Annotated in this window: 13 protein-coding genes and 1 tRNA gene; 4 read left to right on the top strand and 10 right to left on the bottom strand. The window is 45.9% G+C overall.

What is annotated here, in order from left to right; translation table 11 throughout:
• Window positions 1-81: 81 nt before the first annotated feature.
• Window positions 82-2055 carry a DNA topoisomerase (ATP-hydrolyzing) subunit B gene (gyrB, locus tag K1X61_01095; protein MBX7107218.1) on the bottom strand — a complete coding sequence of 658 codons (1974 nt, stop codon included), beginning with the start codon at window positions 2053-2055 and terminating at the stop codon, window positions 82-84.
• A gap of 230 nt (window positions 2056-2285) precedes the next feature.
• Between gyrB and K1X61_01090 the strand changes: the two genes are divergently transcribed.
• Window positions 2286-2912, top strand: coding sequence for a DUF4468 domain-containing protein (locus K1X61_01090; protein ID MBX7107217.1), 627 nt, complete (start codon window positions 2286-2288; stop codon window positions 2910-2912).
• Between the two features lie 78 nt (window positions 2913-2990).
• On the opposite strand, the gene K1X61_01085 is transcribed toward K1X61_01090, so the two are convergent.
• Window positions 2991-3713 carry a peptidase E gene (locus K1X61_01085; GenBank protein MBX7107216.1) on the bottom strand — a complete coding sequence of 241 codons (723 nt, stop codon included), beginning with the start codon at window positions 3711-3713 and terminating at the stop codon, window positions 2991-2993.
• A 342-nt stretch (window positions 3714-4055) separates the two neighbouring features.
• Between K1X61_01085 and K1X61_01080 the strand changes: the two genes are divergently transcribed.
• Window positions 4056-4883: an MBL fold metallo-hydrolase gene (locus K1X61_01080; GenBank protein MBX7107215.1), complete on the top strand. Its 828-nt coding sequence runs from the start codon at window positions 4056-4058 to the stop codon at window positions 4881-4883.
• Window positions 4884-5027: 144 nt separating this feature from the next.
• Here K1X61_01080 and K1X61_01075 read toward each other — a convergent pair.
• The 5 genes from K1X61_01075 to galK form a co-directional block, all read right to left on the bottom strand.
• A tRNA-Arg gene (locus tag K1X61_01075) sits at window positions 5028-5102 on the bottom strand.
• Window positions 5103-5131: 29 nt separating this feature from the next.
• Window positions 5132-6697 carry a hypothetical protein gene (locus K1X61_01070; protein ID MBX7107214.1) on the bottom strand — a complete coding sequence of 522 codons (1566 nt, stop codon included), beginning with the start codon at window positions 6695-6697 and terminating at the stop codon, window positions 5132-5134.
• Between the two features lie 123 nt (window positions 6698-6820).
• Window positions 6821-8473, bottom strand: a complete 1653-nt coding sequence (locus K1X61_01065; protein ID MBX7107213.1) for a sodium/sugar symporter — start codon at window positions 8471-8473, stop codon at window positions 6821-6823.
• A 115-nt stretch (window positions 8474-8588) separates the two neighbouring features.
• The gene (locus tag K1X61_01060) at window positions 8589-9659 is read right to left on the bottom strand and encodes a UDP-glucose--hexose-1-phosphate uridylyltransferase (GenBank protein MBX7107212.1); all 1071 of its coding nucleotides are present in this window, start codon (window positions 9657-9659) and stop codon (window positions 8589-8591) included.
• Between the two features lie 16 nt (window positions 9660-9675).
• Window positions 9676-10830 (bottom strand): galactokinase, encoded by a 1155-nt coding sequence (gene galK, locus K1X61_01055; GenBank protein MBX7107211.1) that lies wholly within the window; start codon window positions 10828-10830, stop codon window positions 9676-9678.
• Window positions 10831-11061: 231 nt separating this feature from the next.
• On the opposite strand from galK, the gene K1X61_01050 reads away from it, so the two are divergent.
• Both K1X61_01050 and K1X61_01045 read left to right on the top strand, forming a co-directional pair.
• The gene (locus tag K1X61_01050) at window positions 11062-12615 is read left to right on the top strand and encodes an arabinogalactan endo-1,4-beta-galactosidase (protein MBX7107210.1); all 1554 of its coding nucleotides are present in this window, start codon (window positions 11062-11064) and stop codon (window positions 12613-12615) included.
• Between the two features lie 26 nt (window positions 12616-12641).
• The gene (locus K1X61_01045) at window positions 12642-13691 is read left to right on the top strand and encodes a galactose mutarotase (GenBank protein MBX7107209.1); all 1050 of its coding nucleotides are present in this window, start codon (window positions 12642-12644) and stop codon (window positions 13689-13691) included.
• Window positions 13692-13709: 18 nt separating this feature from the next.
• On the opposite strand, the gene K1X61_01040 is transcribed toward K1X61_01045, so the two are convergent.
• From K1X61_01040 to K1X61_01030, 3 genes are all read right to left on the bottom strand, one after another.
• Window positions 13710-16169 (bottom strand): DUF4982 domain-containing protein, encoded by a 2460-nt coding sequence (locus K1X61_01040; GenBank protein MBX7107208.1) that lies wholly within the window; start codon window positions 16167-16169, stop codon window positions 13710-13712.
• A 51-nt stretch (window positions 16170-16220) separates the two neighbouring features.
• Entirely contained in the window at window positions 16221-17240 is a 1020-nt protein-coding gene (locus tag K1X61_01035) for an arabinogalactan endo-1,4-beta-galactosidase (protein MBX7107207.1), read from the bottom strand.
• Between the two features lie 264 nt (window positions 17241-17504).
• Window positions 17505-19103, bottom strand: a complete 1599-nt coding sequence (locus K1X61_01030; GenBank protein MBX7107206.1) for a RagB/SusD family nutrient uptake outer membrane protein — start codon at window positions 19101-19103, stop codon at window positions 17505-17507.
• Window positions 19104-19109 lie beyond the last annotated feature (6 nt).

Raw genomic sequence — 19109 nt, 5'->3', positions numbered from 1 at the left:
TGAAGTTGGAAGAATAAAAGAAGCCTGAAGAAAACAGGATAGTTAACGTGAGTGCTTCAGGCTCCGGTATATGAGGCTTTCTTAAATATCCAGCCTTGCGTATTTTGCATGTTTCTCAATAAAATCACGACGTGGCGGCACATCATCACCCATCAGCATCGAAAAGATGTGATCTGCTTCTGCTGCACTTTCAATAGTCACCTGCCAGAGTGTGCGTGTATCGGGATTCATGGTGGTTTCCCATAACTGTTCCGCATTCATTTCACCAAGACCTTTGTACCGTTGTATCGTCACTGAATCATCCTTTCCACCGCCAATTCTGGTTACTGCCGCTTTGCGGTCTTCATCATCCCAGCAATATTGCTGCTCTTTGCCTTTTTTTACCAGGTAAAGCGGTGGTGCCGCAATGTATATTTTGCCCGTTTCAATCAGCGCCTTCATATACCTGAAAAAGAAGGTGAGAATAAGGGTTGTAATGTGGCTGCCATCCACATCAGCATCTGTCATGATGATGATCTTATGATAGCGGAGTTTCTCCAGGTTAAGTGCTTTATCATCGCCGACGGTCCCGATGCTTACGCCCATGGCGGTAAACATATTCTTGATTTCCTCGTTATCATAAATCTTATGCTCCATGGCCTTTTCAACATTCAGGATCTTTCCCCTCAAAGGAAGGATGGCCTGGAAGCGCCTGTTGCGTCCCTGCTTGGCTGTTCCGCCGGCAGAATCACCTTCCACGAGGTAGAGTTCACATGCTTCCGGATCATTATCGGAGCAGTCAGCCAGCTTACCCGGCAAACCTGATCCTGTTAAGCCATTTTTCCGTTGCACCAGTTCCCTCGCCTTACGGGCAGCATTGCGCGCCGTGGCGGTGAGCACTACTTTGCTGATAATGACCTTTGCTTCACGCGGATGTTCCTCGAGGTAATTGGTCAGCATCTCGCCCACGCTCGTATCCACCACACCTAATACTTCCGAGTTGCCGAGTTTGGTTTTGGTTTGGCCTTCGAACTGTGGTTCCGGTACTTTAACGGAGATAACAGCGGTCAGTCCTTCTCTGAAGTCATCACCAGTGATCTCAAAGTCGATTTTGCTGAAGAGGTTGTTTTTTTCGGCATAAGCTTTAAAAACGCGGGTAATTGCCCTTCTGAAACCTGAGACATGGGTGCCACCTTCCAGCGTGTTAATGTTATTTACGTAAGAATGAACATTTTCATTGTATGCCGTATTGTACTGCATGGCGATTTCCACCATTACCTGGTCGCGGGCACCTTCCACCACAATAGGGTCCGGTATCAACGGAACCCTGGTGGCATCGAGGTATTGCACAAACTCCTGCAATCCGCCTTTTGACAGAAATACATCCGTTGGATGATTACCGTTTTCATCCTTCTCCCGCCGGTCGGTGAGGGAGAGCCTGATGCCTTTATTCAGGAAACTGAGCTCTTTCAACCTGGCCTCTATTGTATCATACTTAAACTCGGTGGTTTTGAAAATCGTGGGATCGGGAAGAAACGTAACGGAAGTGCCGGTAATATTGCTGCTGCCGGTTTGTTTTACAGGATATAAAGGCTTACCGCAGTTATATTCCTGTACGAATGACTTTCCATTATAGTTCACCACCACCTTCAGGTGTGTAGATAAGGCATTTACGCAGGAAACACCCACGCCGTGTAAGCCGCCGGAAACCTTATAAGTGTCTTTATTGAATTTACCGCCGGCATGCAGCACGGTCATAACAACCTCAAGCGCCGAACGGCCTTCCTTTTTCATGATTTCTGTTGGAATACCGCGACCATCGTCAGATACGGTGATGGAGTTGTCTTCGTTGATGAAGACATCAATGTTTTTGCAATAGCCGGCTAATGCTTCGTCAATCGAATTATCCACCACTTCATACACCAGGTGGTGGAGTCCGCGGGTACCGATATCGCCAATATACATGGCAGGCCGCTTGCGTACGGCTTCCAGTCCTTCCAGCACCTGTATATTTTCAGCCGTATAATCGCTCTTTTTCCGGCTGGATTTTACCTCGTCTTTTACGTCTTCTGTGATCACTTTTCAGGGGATTATTACTATGAAAAAATAACTTCGCGAAGGTACTGTTTTAATATGATGAAAACGCATGCAATCCAATGATTTCCGGAACATTTTATGAACAGGAATTTGTTTAAAATCCTCCTGTATTTTCAGCAGAGGACAAGGTGTTTTAGCATGCATAACGTGGCATCATTTTTAAGTATTTTTCGCCTTTCATTTTTAACAGCATTTTAACTTGTCAGATGATGATGAATGATCAAACTTTTACCCCTGATGTATCATTGGATTTTTCCATACGGAAATTATTCGCAGTTCCTTTAAAGGGATTTTTCTGGTTTTGTTGCCTGTTATGGACGGGCTTGACGGCAAATGCGCAAAAGGACAGGCCGGTGAAGCCTGACCTTCCCCTGAATGATGAAAACGAGCAGGTGTATTATATGGAAGTGGTTCCCATGGATGGGGTAGAAAAGCTGGAGTTGTACCGGCGTTCGCAGCAATGGATGAAATCGTACTTCAAAAATCCGGCAGGCTTTCTCGAATCTTCAGATTCCGTAAGCGGTTTATTGACCATGAAGCCGCAATTTCCGGTGTACCGTATCTTGAAAAACGGAGTTAAAGCCCAGGCTGCCATCATCCGGTACACATTAGTGCTGGGGTTTAAAGACGGCAAATACAGGTATGAGATTAAGGATGTTAACCTGAAGGCTGCCAGTTATGAACCGATTGAAAAGTTGTTCAATGAAAATGATCCGAATATCGCAGACAACTACAATACGTTGCAGGAAGCTGATAAGAATTTCAGAGAGCTGATCAACAATCTGAAGGAGTCGATGAAAGAACCCAGTGTGAAAGTGAAGAAAGATGAATGGTAAACCGTGATATAGCATTTGCTATGGGTGACCTGTTTCAAATTGGTGAAACAGCAATTTCAATAGATTTCTCACGGGATATTATAAATCCTGAAATCTGTCTGAGACTTCAAAAGATGTCGTGATCACCTGCCCGTTTATCTTCTCTATTCTGAATGCCTGTGCTGCATCATTGGAACGAAGAATGCGGAACCGGCCATCTACGAATTCAAAAGCAGTGCAGTCGTCGAGCGCAATGCCGGTGCCACCGTGATTTTTTATCATCTGTACAAAATGCGCAAGCCTTCCTTCTTTCAGGCAATGCGGGCAAGCGGTAAATGGAATGATGCCAAGGCATTTTACCCGTATCCATTGCCAGTCTTCAGGATGGTAATAAAATTCAGAATCACTATGGCCATATTGAAACCAGCAGATAGCGCCGGCACTTGTTCCGGCCAGAACTTTTCCTTCCTGCGCAGCCTTTAGCAGCAGTTTGTCAACGCTTAGGAATCTCCAGCGCCGCATCATCATCAAAGTGTTGCCACCGCCAACGTAGATGATGTCAGCCTGCCGGATAAGCTTTTTAATGTCAGCTGGAGCAGGCGCGTTTTTTAATAACAGCAGGGATTCCGTATGACAGCCAAGTTGCTTTCCGAAAACATCCCGGAAGTTTGCAACATAACTGAGATCATCACCGGAAGCGGTAGGGATAAATAGTGCTGAAGGTTTTTTCTTTCCGGATAGCCGGACAATTTCATGGTAGATAGACAGGTTGACACCTTCCGCCATGCTTCCTCCACCAATGGCAACAATAGTAGGTGTCATGAAATCTGCTTAACACTGTTCAGGATAAGTCCGGCAATAAGTTGGCCGGTAAATTATGCTTAGCTGTGATTGTAATTGAGATAGCAGAATGCAACCGTCATGGCCACAATAAAAAGAAGGATGCAACCGACTGCGAACCAGAGTTTTTTCATGGAGAGAATTTTTCAGATGGGCAAAGATAACGACGAAAATGAGAATCGGAAATAGGAACAGCAAGCCCGGCGGATAGCAGTAGGGTTGCATCTGTGAGACGCATTGCCCGAATGCTTCTCCCGGTCTTTTGTGCAGCACTTTCGCAGATTTGATCACCTTTGGATACCTTTGCCGGAAATTAATTCTGTTATGCGGCGGCTGCATCTGTTACTCATTTTCAATGCCATCTTAGCTTTGATTTACCTGCCCGGATGTTCCAACTACGGACTGGAGGTAGAAAAAGTGGATCCTGATTTTTACATTCTACCCGGTGAAGGCGGCAACAGTGGTGTGCTTATCGGTGATTCTGTGATCCTGGTGATTGACACAAAAATGAAACAGGGAGCTGAGCGGTTTAGCCGTTGGGTAATGGATCGCGCTAAGGGAAAACGGATCGTGGTGGTCAATACGCATATTCATAAGGATCATACCGGCGGCAATCATTATTATGAAGATGCCGAAATAGTGGCCGGTGATTATGGCAATCAGTTTTGGCTGCAAAATAATGCGAGGGAAGACATGCCCAACCGCTGGCTGGTAGACACCATGCACCTGGATGTAGGTGGTGAAATTGTGACCATTGAAAATATCGGGCAGGCGCATACATTTGATGATGTGGTGGTTTACCTGAGAGACCGTAAGACACTCTTTACCGGCGACGTGGTGCTCAATGGCTATCACCCTTACCTGGAAGAAAGTGTTGGTGCCAATGTAGATGATTACCAGACTGCGATGCAGCACTTGCTGAATGAATACGATGTAAAAACAGTGGTGCCCGGTCATGGGGCCATCGGCGGCGCTGAATTGATAGCCGGCTTTCAGCAATACTTTGAAGACATGAAATCAGCCTCTGAAGATGTAGATCTTGCGGAGAAAATGCGACAAAAATATAAGCATTACAGGGGAGCACCCATCAACAAAGCGGGATTTGATCAGACGATTAATTTCATCCGCAGCAATGCAACCTTGCGGAACTGATCATGCATTATCGTGCAGCTGTATTTATTTTTTGAAAACATCTCCCGCAGACAACAGCGTATAAGTACGCCGTCTTCAAATAGCAATTACTAAGACTTGACATAGTGGCTAACAATATTGGCGCACATCGGCAATCGGCAAACGTGGTAGCTCCTACAGGAATCGAACCTGTATCTTGAGTTTCGGAAACTCACATTCTATCCGTTGAACTAAAGAGCCATTTTTGATGAGCGCGAAGTTAGCGCAATTTATTTTACGCTGAGCAGCAAGGTAGCGTAGGGTGGCAGTGAAACACCCGTTTCCAAAACAGTGATTTTGCCGGACGACTGATACACCACATTATGCAGTGCCGCATATTGTTCCGGCATGTTATACTGTACAACGTCAGCGGATAGGTTATGCAATACCAGGATCTTGTTTTCACCTGTGCCTCTTTCATACAAAAGCATCGGTTCCGGCGCGCCGGTTACCGCGTTCATCTCTTGCGAAGCGAGCGCATGATAAGTATTGCGCACAGCGATAAGCTTCGCATAGGTCTTGTACAGGCTGCCGTCTTTACCTTGCTGAAGAGTCAGTGGCTCCACATTTTTCGCGGTACTGTACTTTGGTTTTTCCCAGGTTGTCTGGCCTTTGTCTTTATGCCTTTTATCCCAAAGAAACGGTTCGCGGATCCACTCATCGGGCTTTTTGCCGCGCATGCCCAGTTCTTCGCCGTAATAGATGAAGGGTGTTCCGGGCAACGTAAGGTAAATGGCAGCAGCGAGCTTTGCTTTCTCCGTATTGTTATTCAAATCAGACATGATCCTGTTGACATCATGGTTACTGAGAAAGACAGGATCAGCATATGATGTACTGAAGTCATCGTAAAGTGACTTGGTGACTAAAAGTTTTTCTATGAGTTGATCGTTTTTTTCTTGCTGCAGCATTTTTAAAAGGTCCCAGGAAAGTTCGAAGTTGAATGCGCCGGTGAGTGACTGCATATAGGTGGCAACGATTTCCTTCTTGTTCCATACTTCGCCGATCGTGATTACATCCGGCTTTTCTGTTTTCAATGCATCAGTGAACTCCTTCCACCAGCTGTTGTTGGCAGCCGTATCGGCTGCTTCATAGATAAACTGTGCGGCGTCCAGCCTGAAGCCATCGACCGCTGTTTCTTTCAACCACCATTTCCCGATATCAATCATTGCTTGGCGGACAGCCGGATTATCATAATTGAGGTCGGGCATCACACTGGAAAAAAATCCATAGTACCGTTCAGCATTATTGTTTCCATTGCCATTTCGCGGATGATGCCAGTTATGATCGTCTTCGTCATCATTTGACTTCCAGACATAATAGGACTTATACACCGGATCATTTTTCAAGGCTGCCTGAAACCAGGGATGATCATAAGCGGTGTGATTGGCCACAAGATCCATCAGCACCAATATGTTTCTTTTATGTGCTTCTGTAACAAGGTTCCTGAAGTCATCCAGCGTTCCATAAACGGAATCAACGGCACGGTAATCCAACACATCATATTTATGGTAGGAAGGTGAAGGGTGAAAAGGTGTAAGCCACAATCCTGTTATGCCGAGCTGCGCCAGGTAATCCAGCCTGGAAGTGATACCATTGAGGTCACCGATACCATCATTGTCTGAATCGCAGAATGAACGGATGAAAATTTCATAAAAGACACGGTGATTCAGGTCACGTTGCACTTTTTCTTCTATGGTGATCATCGTTGCACCCGGGCGATCAAGTTGTGCGTGTACCATGACGGGCAAAAACAGGAGCGTAAACAACAAATGTATGCGGCAATTGATTTTATGCATTTTCAGCGGTATTGGATAATCATCTGGTAGAACTTGGGTGCATGCACCATACCACAAGTGATATCTTCCTGCTGTGAATACACAGTGAGCCCTTCACCCGGGCAATCATTCGGACGACGCACATTACCAGAACACAATGTACAGCGCAGCAGTGGTGCCCATCACAATCAGCAACCCGATAAGAAACGGAGTGCTGACCTTGAAAGTTGATTTGTCGATTACAAGTGCCTTCGGATTGTTTTTAGAAGCAGGATCCATTAATCCAAAAATTACAATCAGCGCCACACAGCTCAGAAAAACGATCGACATACGGTTCATGAACGGAATAGCCGGCATCGCGTATTTCAGAATTGCGGAAAATGGAATGCTACATAACGTGGCTGCCAGCGCGCCCGAGGAATTGGATCGTTTCCAGAAAAATCCCATCAGGAACATGGCCAGGATGCCGGGCGAAATGAATCCGGTGAATTCCTGGATATAGGTGAAGCCCTGGCCGAGACTCTTCAGTGCCGGAGAGATAAGTAATGCGATGGCAAAAGCAATAAAGATCGCCCAGCGGCCTGTGGAAACAACTTTTTTGTCTTCCGCATCTTTGTTGATGAAACGCTTATAGATGTCGAGTGAAAAAATGGTGGAAATGCTATTCGCTTTTCCTGCCAGTGAAGCAACGATAGCCGCAGTGAGTGCAGCCAATGAAACACCTCTCAATCCGTTTGGCAGTAACTCAAGTAATGTAGAATAGGAGTTGTCAGGTTTCACGATACCATTCTCTGTCATGCCGGCAATGATATGCTGATCTGCATTATTTATAAACAACACATAGCATGCGATACCGGGAACCACTACAATCAGAGGCATCAGTAATTTCAGAAAAGCGGCAAATAACAAACCTGCGCGGGCTGTTGGCAGGCTGGCACCCAAGGCACGTTGCGTGATGTATTGATTGCAGCCCCAGTAGCTGAGGTTGGCAATCCACATTCCGCCGATGAGTACCGACAATCCCGGCAGTTGTTCCCATGGATCCTGCATGCCGCCCTGTCCGTTAATCACCTGGTATTTGCCTTTCGGAAATATCATGTGAAAATGATCAGGGGCTTTCTGCCGCAGCAGGTTCAATCCTTCCAGTGCACCACCGCCTGTACCTAATGTAGAAGACACCAGGTCTAATGCCAGATAGGTTGTGATGAGGCCTCCGAGGATCAGGAAGAATACCTGTATCACATCTGTATAACCGATAACCCGCATGCCGCCTAACGTGATGATGATTGCAAACAGCGAAAGGCCGGCGGCACACGCCAGGAATGGAAGATCCAGCATGTGCTGAATCGTTAATGCTCCCAGGTAAATGATGGATGTCAGGTTTACAAATACATAGATCATCAGCCAGAATACAGCCATTATGGTGGCGACGCGTTCATCATACCGTTGCCGGAGAAATTGCGGCATGGTATAGATTTTATTTTTTAGGTACAGCGGCATAAAAAAGACTGCCACGATAAGGAGCGTAATGGCGGCCATCCATTCATAGGAAGCGATGCCCAATCCAAGTGCGAAGCCTGATCCGCCCATGCCGATGAATTGTTCGGCTGAAATATTGGATGCAATCAATGAAGCGCCAATGGCCCACCAGGTGAGTGATCCTTCGGCAAGAAAAAAATCTTTGGAGTCGTTGTGTGTGTTTTTCTTTTTTTGATAGACCCAATAACCATAGAGTGAAACGATAGCGAAATAAGTAAAGAACACTGCATAGTCAATGGGTTGCATAGTGTGCGTCATGGTTTGCTATTTGGTTTTAGTTCAGCATTACTGCTCTTCAACTGCTAAATGTAATAGTTTGTCTGATCTGTTAACTCCTTTTTTTAACTTCTCCTGTAATCCGCTTATCCTTTGATTATGGCTGTATGCCGGATGATGAATTGGAGTAATGAACTTCCTGTTGTTTTCTCAATACATCGGCCGCCCATTCCGCCGTCACATCCCGTTGCGGGTTGCCAAGCATCTCATATCCCACCATAAATTTTTTTACGGTAGCCGACCGTAACAGTGGCGGCAGAAAATGCATATGCCAGTGCCATTCAGGATGGTCGCCGTCATTTACAGGTGCCTGGTGCATGCCGGCGGAATAAGGAAAAGATGTTTGAAAAATATTGTCATAACGTATCGTAAGATTCTTCAGCAATCCCGCGAGTGATTTTTTCTCTTCCATGGTAAACTGTGTTATAGCCTGTACCTGTCTTTTTGCGATGATCATGGTTTCAAATGGCCAGACCGCCCAAAAGGGTACGAGTGCCACAAAATGATCATTGCTGCAAACGATGCGCTCTTCCTTTTTCAGCTCAAGGGCCAGGTAATCTGCCAACAGGCTTTTTCCTTTGGCATTAAAATAGTTTAACTGCTGAACAGTTTCTTTTTGTGGCTCAACCGGCACATCACTCGAGCCCCAGATCTGCCCGTGTGGATGCGGATTGCTGCACCCCATGATTTCGCCTTTATTTTCGAAAATGAGGATGTACTTCAGTTTGGGATTTTGAGCAAGCGTCGTGAACTCATCGCACCATAAGCCAATTAAGGCTGAAATATTTTCGACGGACAGATGTGGCAGTGTGAAATCGTGACGCGGTGAAAAGCAAATGACCCGGCAGATACCACTCTGGCTTTTTGCAATCAGCAGGTCGTCTGTGTTCATACTTGCTTCCGGTGTATCTTCCTGCATGGATGAATAGTCATTCGTAAAAGCGAAACAGGAAGTATAAGCCGGATTGATGTTGTCTCCGGCTCTCTTATTGCCCGGACATAAATAGCAATGTGGATCATATGCCGGCCGGTTGTCGGTTGCTGCGGTTTCCACCTTGCCCTGCCAGGGACGGTTGGTCCGTTGCGGTGAAACAAGCAGCCATTCTCCGGTGAGAATGTTTTTACGGCGGTGCGGGTACTTTGTGAAATCAATCGTAGGTTCACTCATAACGGAAGTATAAGGTTTAGTATCCTTTCAGTATCGTTGTGCCTGCTTCCACCTTTGCCACATAAGGGGTCAGTGTTTTGCCGAATGCTTCCTCATAGGCGACAGCGGTATTTTCAATAATGGATGCCACTGATTCTTCCTGCACCAGGTTGATGCTGCATCCGCCAAATCCTCCACCCATCATCCTTGCGCCCTTCACGGCATCATTATGCTTTACACTGCTTACCAGGAAATCAATTTCCGGGCAACTTGCTTCATAATCATGCTGCAGACCGGCATGGGAAGCGAACATTAATTTCCCAAATGCGCGAACATCTCCTTTTTTTAATTGCTCAGCAGCCTGCACCACTCTTTCATTTTCTTCCACTATAAATTTACAGCGCCTGTAAAGCGTGTTGTCAAACGGTGCGATGTATGCATCAAGCATTGCGATACTGGCATCGCGGAGGTAGTATACTTCCTGCTCATGTTGCCGGATCATCGCAACGCCTTCTTCACACTGATTTCTTCTGACATTGTATTCCGATGTTCCATGTGAATGTTTCACATTCGAATCCAGTAAGAGTATGCGGAGGCCGTCCATGCTGATCGGAACATATTCATGTTCAAGCGAACGGCAATCAATTTTTATTGCCTGGCCCGGCTTGCCGAACATGCTGGCAAACTGATCCATGATGCCGCAACGGACACCTACGAAATCATTCTCAGCCCGTTGTGCCATTTGAACCAGCTTCAGCTTTTGCAGACTTGCATGTGTCATTTCATTCAGCGACATGGCCACGGCACATTCCACTGCAGCAGATGATGAGAGTCCGGCCCCGACCGGAATATTGCCGGCAACGGCAGCGTTAAAACCATTCACATCTATGCCGGCAAGCTTAAATTGTTCCACCACACCAAGAATATAATTTGGCCACGAAGATGTGTCAGAAGGAATAAGGTCATCAATCGTTGTTTCATAGGTCGCATTAAAATCAACAGAGTATAGTTGAACAAGGTTATCCGTTCGGGGAGTCAAGACGAAATAGATTCCCTTGTCAATGGCAGCGGGCAGCACAAAGCCCATGTTGTAATCGGTGAATTCACCAATCAGGTTGATTCTTCCGGGAGAAAAAACAAACAGTGAGTTGTCCTGTACAAGGTTTCTTATTGCATCAGGTGGTGCCGTCATAGGATAAGGATTGAATCAATAAGTTCAGTAGTAGCGTTTACAGCTCAGCTATTTTAGCGGGCAGCTTTCTTTATTGGGCCTTCAAGATAATCGAAAACCTGATTTGTTGGTTTGTGATGCCGGTATTAAGCGTAACACTTCCGGGCACTTCAAACATGCGGCAATGATCATAGAAATCGTAAATTTACTTTTACCATGATGAGATCATTTTTTTATACATGCTGCCTATGTTTGATAATTGTTTCGTGCAAAAAGCCGGAAGAAATTATTGAAACACCTCCTGTTGTAAAGGATACTGTAGTCAACGGTGGCTTTGAAGCTGATCAGATGGAAACAGCTTCGGCCGCAGGTTGGATGACTGCAGGCGCTGATTCCGGTGCAGATCAGGTTATCGGTGGCGGCTACGAAGGCAATTATGCACTGAGTCATCAGATGGCTGCAGCCTATAAGGTGGTTACATACCAGGATCTGAATGGGCTGAAGAACGGTTACTATCAGCTAACGGCATTCATACAAAATAGCGGTGGACAAAATGCCTGTTATCTCAGTGGTAAAACCACCGGCAATGAACGCCTCACATCACTTCCTGTTTCCCCGGTATGGACGATGGTGATAGTCCGTGGCATACAGGTTACGGATGGAAAATGCACCATCAGCATTTATTCTGATGCCAATGCAGGTAACTGGTGTAAGGTTGATGCTGTTAGCCTAATCCAGGATGATTTACCCTATACTTTTTTGAAAGGCGGTGATGTTTCAGAACTGAGTTACCTGGAATCGAAAGGCGGAAAGTTTTACGATAACGGTGTAGAGCAAGACTGTTTTGAAATACTGAAAAGCCACGGTTTTAATATTGTGCGGCTAAGGCTTTACAATGATCCGGGGAACCCGGGATATGCGCCATCCAATCTTCTGCCTGCCGGATTTCAAAACCCTGCCGACATCCTGCAGCTCGCACAACGCGCAAAGGCTGCAGGGATGCAGATTGAGCTGACGTTTCATTACAGTGATTACTGGAGTAATGGCACTACACAATATAAACCTCATGATTGGGTAAACCTGAGTTTTGAAGACTTGAAAGCAGCGGTGTACAATTTCACCTTCGGCTTCATGAATCAGATGAAAGATCAGGGCACCATACCGGAATACGTTTCGCTGGGTAATGAAACGCCGGGTGGTTTTCTATTTCCCGATGGTGACTACAATCATTTCGGACAGATGGCTGCATTGTTTAACCAGGGATATGATGCAGTGAAGGCTGTATCACCTGATTCGAAAGTAATTATTCACCTCGATGATGCGGGCAATACCTCACTCTACGACTGGTTTTTCGGATCGCTTACTGCTGCAAGCGGAAAGTATGATATCGTGGGCGCTTCTTATTATCCTTTCTGGTCGCAAAGAACAGTAACGCAAATGCGCAACTGGGCTAACTATGAAAGTGCCAAACTTGGCAAGGAGATACTGATTATGGAAACGGGATATAACTGGAACCCGACTTTGCCGAATGGCTCCGGCGGGCAATTGGGAAATAACGGGCCATATCAGAACATCTATCCGTCTTCCCCGCTGGGCCAAAAAAATTTTCTGCTCGAATTGTTCAATGGAATTAAAAGCGCCGACAACGGAAAAGTGATTGGTGTGCTGTACTGGGATCCGGTGATGATTGCGGTGCCGGGTGTAGGATGGCAACTGGGAGCACCAAACGTAGTAGCCAACACAACACTTTTTGATTTCAGCGGTAATGCACTTATTTCATTAGATGCTTTCAGGTACAATAATTAACTCCATCTCATATCCTTAAATCGTCATTGCAACTCTCCAAAATATCGGCAGGCAATTTTCATGATGAAAAAATTTTTCAGTTTCAGCTGAGTAATGGCTGGATGAAAGTTGATATACTGAGCTACGGCGCCACCATCATGTCTGTTGAGGTGCCTGACCGTTTGGGAGTCCGGCAAAATGTGGTGGCGGGTTTTCACTCCACTGAAAAATATATGCAACCTCATCCATACCTCGGTTGCACAATCGGCCGGTTTGCCAACAGGATTGCAGGCGGAAAGTTTGCTATTGACGGGAGAACGTATCAGCTTTCTGTAAATGAACCGCCCAATCATCTGCATGGTGGTCATTACGGCTTTGATAAAAAGGCCTGGCACGTGATCAACACTATTGAAGAAGAAGACAGGATAGGTGTGCGTTTTGGATATGTTTCCAAAAATGGTGAAGAAGGCTATCCCGGTACATTGCAGGTAACAGCCGCCTTTACGCTAACCACTGCGAATGAACTGCACCTGCAATACACGGCCACTACTGATAAGGCTACGATTGTAAATCTGACCAATCATGCCTATTTCAACCTGTCGGCATTTCAATCGCTTACTATACACCGTCACCTGCTGAAGCTCAATGCAGCATTTTGTTTACAGCGCGACAAGCATCAGGTTCCAACAGGAGTATTGCAGGCATTACAGGATGGAGCACTGGATTTTGGCACAGCGAAGGAAATTGGCGAAGGCCTGCGTTTATTGCGTGATGAAAATGGCATTGATCATACATTTGTAATCCGTAACTACAATGGAAGCTTGATACCGGCAGCTGAATTAACTGAAAATATTTCGGGAAGAAAAATGAAGGTGTTGACAGATCAGCCCGGCATACATATCTACACGGCGAATTTCTGGAATGGTCAACTGCGCAATGATGATGAGATACCATTTGAAAAGCATGGTGCCATTGCGCTGGAAACCGGTTTCTTTCCCGATGCACCCAATCATCCGAATTTTGCGGGCACTATATTAAAGCCCGGAGAAGTCTACCGGTCAACTACTGTTTTTAAGTTTCTTAATGCAGAGGATTGAACAATACCCTTGTAAACATCACCGCGATTCAAGCATCAGTGAAGCGCTTTCAAGGCCCGGTGAAGAGGCTGTGAGTTGAATGCTGCCGGCATTCTTAGTTGCCTGAATGATGGCCAGGCATTTTGCATCATACGCTTTCCGTTTCTCCGCTTTGAATGGTTCCATACTTGTTTCGCTGCCATTGTCAACGCCTGCAACAAATCCTTCACCACTGATACGGAAAGACACTTCATTACTGGCAAGGGGAACCCTGTTGCCATTCATATCCGTGATCTCAGCGGTTACGAATGAAAGATCCTGGCCGTCAGCAGTAATCCTGTTTCTGTCAGCCGTCAATGTAATTTTTGCCGCTATGCCGGCAGTTTTCACTTCTTCACTTAATACGATCGCACCATTCTTCCTTGACACGGCTTTTAAGGTGCCTGCTTCAAACGGCACGCGCCATTGTACATGGAGTGTGTCACCGTTCCTGCTTTTCTTTCCCAGTGATTTACCATTCAGGTACAGTTCCACTTCGTCAGCCTTGCTGTAATAAGCCCATACATCAATCACCTCGCCTGCCTTCCAGTTCCAGTGCGGCAACAGGTGTAATACCGGTTGGTCAGTCCATAGGCTCTGATAGAGATAAAAGGCATCTTTTGGAAATCCTGCCAGATCAATCACTCCAAAATATGAACTGCGTGAAGGCCAACCGTATGGTGTCGGTTCACCCAAATAGTCGAAGCCTGTCCAGATGAAAATGCCGGCGATGAAATCATATTTCAGATATTCTTTCAGTGATTCTTCATGTGTAGAACCCCAGGAGGCGCAGCAATTGTCGTAGGAAGAACAACGGTGTTCAGGGTTTCCTCCGGTGAATGGTTTGTTCCAGTCTTCGGGCCACCGGCGGATACTGTCGGAGGGCATTTCATAATAGCCACGCGATTCAAATGCAGATGCTGACTCGGTTGCGAGAAATGATTTCATTCCCCAGCGATCCTGTGCACCGGCCCATTGTGCATGACGGTAGTTATAGCAGATCAGGTCATAAGCACCGGATTGCAATAGCAGGTTGGAAGTATCTGTGTGATCATTTGCGGAAGTGACAGGGCGTGTTGGATCAAGCGATTTAACAATGGCGGTAAGTTCCCTCGAAATGGTTATGCCTGTGCTGTCTTTCTTCAACTGTTCTTTGGGTACTCCGGGTTTCCAGTCATAGGCAGATTGCTCAGGAATTTCATTACCCACGCTCCATGCGATTATCGACGGGTGATTCCGGTCGCGCAATAACTGGTCTTTCAAATCTTTTTCATGCCATTCATCCCAGAACAGGTGATAGTCGAATGTCGTTTTGGGTCGTTTCCACATATCGAATGCCTCATCCATAACCAGGAAACCCATTTGATCGCAGAGGTCCAGTAATTCAGGTGCAGGCGGATTATGAGCGGTACGAATTGCATTGCAGCCCATGGTTTTTAATATGATGAGCTGCCGTTCAATGGCCCTTGTATTGACGGCTGCGCCAAGTGCACCAAGGTCGTGATGCTGGCAGACTCCATTGATCTTCAGGTGTTCGCCATTCAGAAAAAATCCTTTGCCTGCATCGAAGTTAAAATACCGGATACCGAATGGTGTGACATATTCATCCGTTATAATATCATTGACGATAATTTGGGTGACTGCTTTATACAATTGTGGATGACTGACAGACCATAATAATGGATTGTTTACCTGCAATGACTGAACAACGATCTTGTTAACTCCGGGATTAACGGATAACGGTGAAGCAATGGTGGCTGCCAATACCGACTGCGGATCATACAAAGAAGTTTTTACGATCGTAGCAGCTTTCTTTTTCCCGGCATTCTTCACCGTGATGTTGATCGTTATTTTGGCAGCTGATGCAGTTATTTCAGGCGTGGTGATATACGTTCCCCATTGATCTACGAAAAGATCATTGGTGGTGATCAGCCATACATTACGGTAGATGCCGGATCCTGAATACCATCGCGAATTGGGTTGTTGTCCGTTTTCCACTCTTACGGCAATCACATTCTTCTGTTCACCGTAGTGGAGGTATGGTGTAAGATCATAACGGAAAGAGATATAGCCATTGGGCCTTTTGCCAAGCAGGTGGCCATTGATCCACACTTCACTTAAACGGTACACACCGTCAAAATCAATCTGTACATTTTTGCTTTTCAGATCACTGCTTACCAGGAATGATTTCCTGTACCATCCAACACCTCCGGGAAGCGCTCCGCCACCAATACCGGCAGGATGGCTGGCGGAGAAGGATGCTTCAATGCTCCAGTCATGTGGCAGGTTTAACAGTCGCCAGGAAGCATCAGCGTAATTCAAATGCCATGCTGTGGTTTCGTCGCCTAAAAAAAATCGCCAGTCGTCGCCAAAATTTTTCACCGACCGGCTTTGTTGCTGTGCATTCGTATGCAGGATGCAGAGCGTGAACAACAGGATGAAGCAGCATTTTTTGATCATCATTTTGTATCAGATGAAGGAGTGTGAAGGAAGTTAAATCGTGCGATCTGTTTACCGCACTTTGTATTTTTTTGCGATTACAGGGTAAAGGTTTAACAATGAATCAATCGCATTGCCCTGTTTATCAAAAATAAATTCCCAGGTATTTAAGGGTTCCCAGATAAAGGTGCCCTTCATCTCTCCATCCGGCAGATTAAATGCAATATCATTCACTTCTGTTTTGTGCTGTGTGTATTCCGCCACTAATACATCCTGTTTATAACGGCTGGAAAGATCGTTCAGGTTTTGCTGCAATTCCGCTATGGTGCCATGCCATTGCGGATAGTAAGATTCCCCGATTATGTCAAACTGAATACCTCTCTCCGTCATGGCATCCAGCCATTGGATCGATTCCTTATTTTGTCCACCCAGCGCAATGTGCAGCATAATTTTGACGGATGGAGCCACTTCCTTCACGCCTGCGATTCCAGCCTTAATTAAAAGTGCAAGACTGTCGGGATGTTCAAAACTGCCTTCGGGCCACAGCATACCATGATTGATTTCATTTCCTATTTGCACCATATCCGGCAAAACCCCTTCTTCGGACAGTACAGTCATCACATTGAATGTATAATCATGCACAGTTTGTGTTAGTTGGGGGAAGGGTAGGTGCTTCCATGCATCAGGTTTGAACTGCTTTTGCGGATCAGCCCAGTTATCGCTGTAGTGAAAATCAAGCAGCCATTTCATCCCTGCCTGTTTGATTCTTTTTGCCATAACGATGGTTTGCGGCAATCCGCAATATCCTTCCTTTGAATAACCACTGTCGGCTTGCGGGTCTGCAAAGAGCCGTAACCTGATGTAGTTAAAACCATATTTCTTTAATATCATGATGGCGTCATCCTGCTTCCCATCTACGGTAAACTTTATGCCCTTTGCTTCTAACTCCGGCAGAAAGGAAATGTCAGCACCGAGTATCATATCGGTTTTGCTTTTGTTAGTTGCAGGCGGTGTTGGTTGATGTGTCGCGACCGGCATCAGCAATGAAACAATTAAGCCAACGGGAAGAAGTAACTGCAGAAGAGGGTTCATAAGTTATTTCGTTAATAGAAAGTAAAGTTACCGACTCAAGTGAAACGGAGTTAATATAATTAATACGGATGGTAATCAAATTCTGTAAACAACAGGTGAAGCTTTTCATCTGTGAGCAAACCCATTCGAAGTGTTACACTTGACTGCTGATGAATGTGCCGCCCATCAGGCATCATCGGTACTAAAGCGGAAGACGATGGAGTGATGCAGGCAAAAAAAAGAGCCGGCTGTTCATGCCGGCTCTTTCAGTAACGCTGTTATGAATTAATATCCTTCATTCTGCTTAAGATTCGTATTGGCGATGATATCGGAAGCAGGAATCGGGTACAGATCGAGGTAAGCCGGTACGGATGTTCCGTTTTCAACATTTCCTTTCCATGGCCACAGGTAGTCGCCACCACTGAATTTCTTGAAGCGGATGAGGTCAGTACGGCGTGTTCCTTCCCAATATAATTCTCTTGAACGCTCAGTAAAAATAAGATCAAGGTCAATGGATGACACATTGTGTTCACTGTTGCCGTAGGCTCTCACACGCAGATCATTGATCAGGTTAACTGCTTTAGCCTGATCGCCGGAACCGCCACGGGCCACTGCTTCGGCATACATCAGGTAAACGTCAGCCAGGCGGAACATGGGAAAATCAGTATCCACAAACGTACCATTCGGATCAGAACCGATCACCCCGGCGGAAGTTACATTCCTCCATTTGGCAATGGCATAACCATCTGTAAAGGTGGTTGATAGTTTTATCACTCCGTTCACCGTATCATTCACACTCAGATTCTGTCCGTCAGTAAAGAACAGGTAGCGGCCGTCAAGTGTATCGGGAAACTGATTCACAAATGCGGAAGTGGCACGATAACCGCCCCATCCGCCGGAAATACCAAATTCAAGGGGTTTCATTTTGCCACCTACAGGTGCATGTACCAGGAAGGTTGTTGCACCCCATGATTTTGTGAAGTTACCATCACTGGTGATCGGGAAAATAATTTCACTGGAGAGGTTGTTGTCGGCCAGGAAAAGATCCGTGTATTTCGGCTGAAGCGTATAGCCGGCATTCAATACTTTATCGCAGTAGGTGATGCAGTCATTATACCTTGGTGTGCCGGTATATACTTCAGCATTAAGGTACATCTTGGCCAGCAAGGTCCAGGCAACAGCATTATTCACCCTCGCATACTCAGCCTGATCAGGATTGGGTAAAAGGCCTTCGATATCCTTCAATTCCTTTTCAATATATTGAAACAGGTCGGCCCGGGAGATCTGCTCAGGGAAAAAGGAACCTGTTGCATCATCTTCCGTTACAAAGGGAACATTGCCGAACATATCCATTGCATGATAATAGGTAAGTGCCCGAAGAAAACGTGCTTCATACCGGTAGCCTTTGATTTTATTGATATCATCAGCAGAAAAACCACGATCGTTTAATTTTTCATCCGACGATTCGCGGATAAACTCATTACACAGCGGAATCTGGAAATAGAAACGGTAATACATGCCTTTTACCCATGCATTATCGGAAGACCATGACATCTCATGCAACTCAGGTATGCCCGGATCGCTCCATCCGCAAACCGCTTCATCAGTTGGCAGCTCCTGCAGGTTCCAGTATACACGAACGTAGTTAGAAAATCCTTCATCTATACCGCTGATGTCAGGTTTTCCGTCGGGTCCTTTATTACCGGTAGTGCTGAAACCTGCGTACAGCTTGGCCAGCACTTCGATATAGTTATCCGGATCAGCATACACCGACTCGGTGTTTAATCCGTAAAAAGGTGTGCGATCAAGGTCTTTCAGACATGAAGTAAGTGAAAGCACAATTATGGAAACAAAGATGGATAATTTAGCTAATGTAGTTTTCATCACTTC

The organism is Chitinophagales bacterium, assembly GCA_019694975.1.
Taxonomy (GTDB): domain Bacteria; phylum Bacteroidota; class Bacteroidia; order Chitinophagales; family UBA10324; genus JACCZZ01.
This window is presented reverse-complemented; position numbering and strand designations above follow the sequence as displayed.

Excerpts from the sequence above, each read along its gene's own strand:
- K1X61_01090 (MBX7107217.1), top strand. The coding sequence starts at position 2,286 with ATGATGAATGATCAAACTTTTACCCCTGATGTATCATTGGATTTTTCC.
- K1X61_01085 (MBX7107216.1), bottom strand. The coding sequence starts at position 3,713 with ATGACACCTACTATTGTTGCCATTGGTGGAGGAAGCATGGCGGAAGGT.
- K1X61_01080 (MBX7107215.1), top strand. The coding sequence starts at position 4,056 with ATGCGGCGGCTGCATCTGTTACTCATTTTCAATGCCATCTTAGCTTTG.
- K1X61_01070 (MBX7107214.1), bottom strand. The coding sequence starts at position 6,697 with ATGCATAAAATCAATTGCCGCATACATTTGTTGTTTACGCTCCTGTTT.
- K1X61_01065 (MBX7107213.1), bottom strand. The coding sequence starts at position 8,473 with ATGACGCACACTATGCAACCCATTGACTATGCAGTGTTCTTTACTTAT.
- K1X61_01060 (MBX7107212.1), bottom strand. The coding sequence starts at position 9,659 with ATGAGTGAACCTACGATTGATTTCACAAAGTACCCGCACCGCCGTAAA.
- galK (MBX7107211.1), bottom strand. The coding sequence starts at position 10,830 with ATGACGGCACCACCTGATGCAATAAGAAACCTTGTACAGGACAACTCA.
- K1X61_01040 (MBX7107208.1), bottom strand. The coding sequence starts at position 16,169 with ATGATCAAAAAATGCTGCTTCATCCTGTTGTTCACGCTCTGCATCCTG.
- K1X61_01035 (MBX7107207.1), bottom strand. The coding sequence starts at position 17,240 with ATGAACCCTCTTCTGCAGTTACTTCTTCCCGTTGGCTTAATTGTTTCA.
- K1X61_01030 (MBX7107206.1), bottom strand. The coding sequence starts at position 19,103 with ATGAAAACTACATTAGCTAAATTATCCATCTTTGTTTCCATAATTGTG.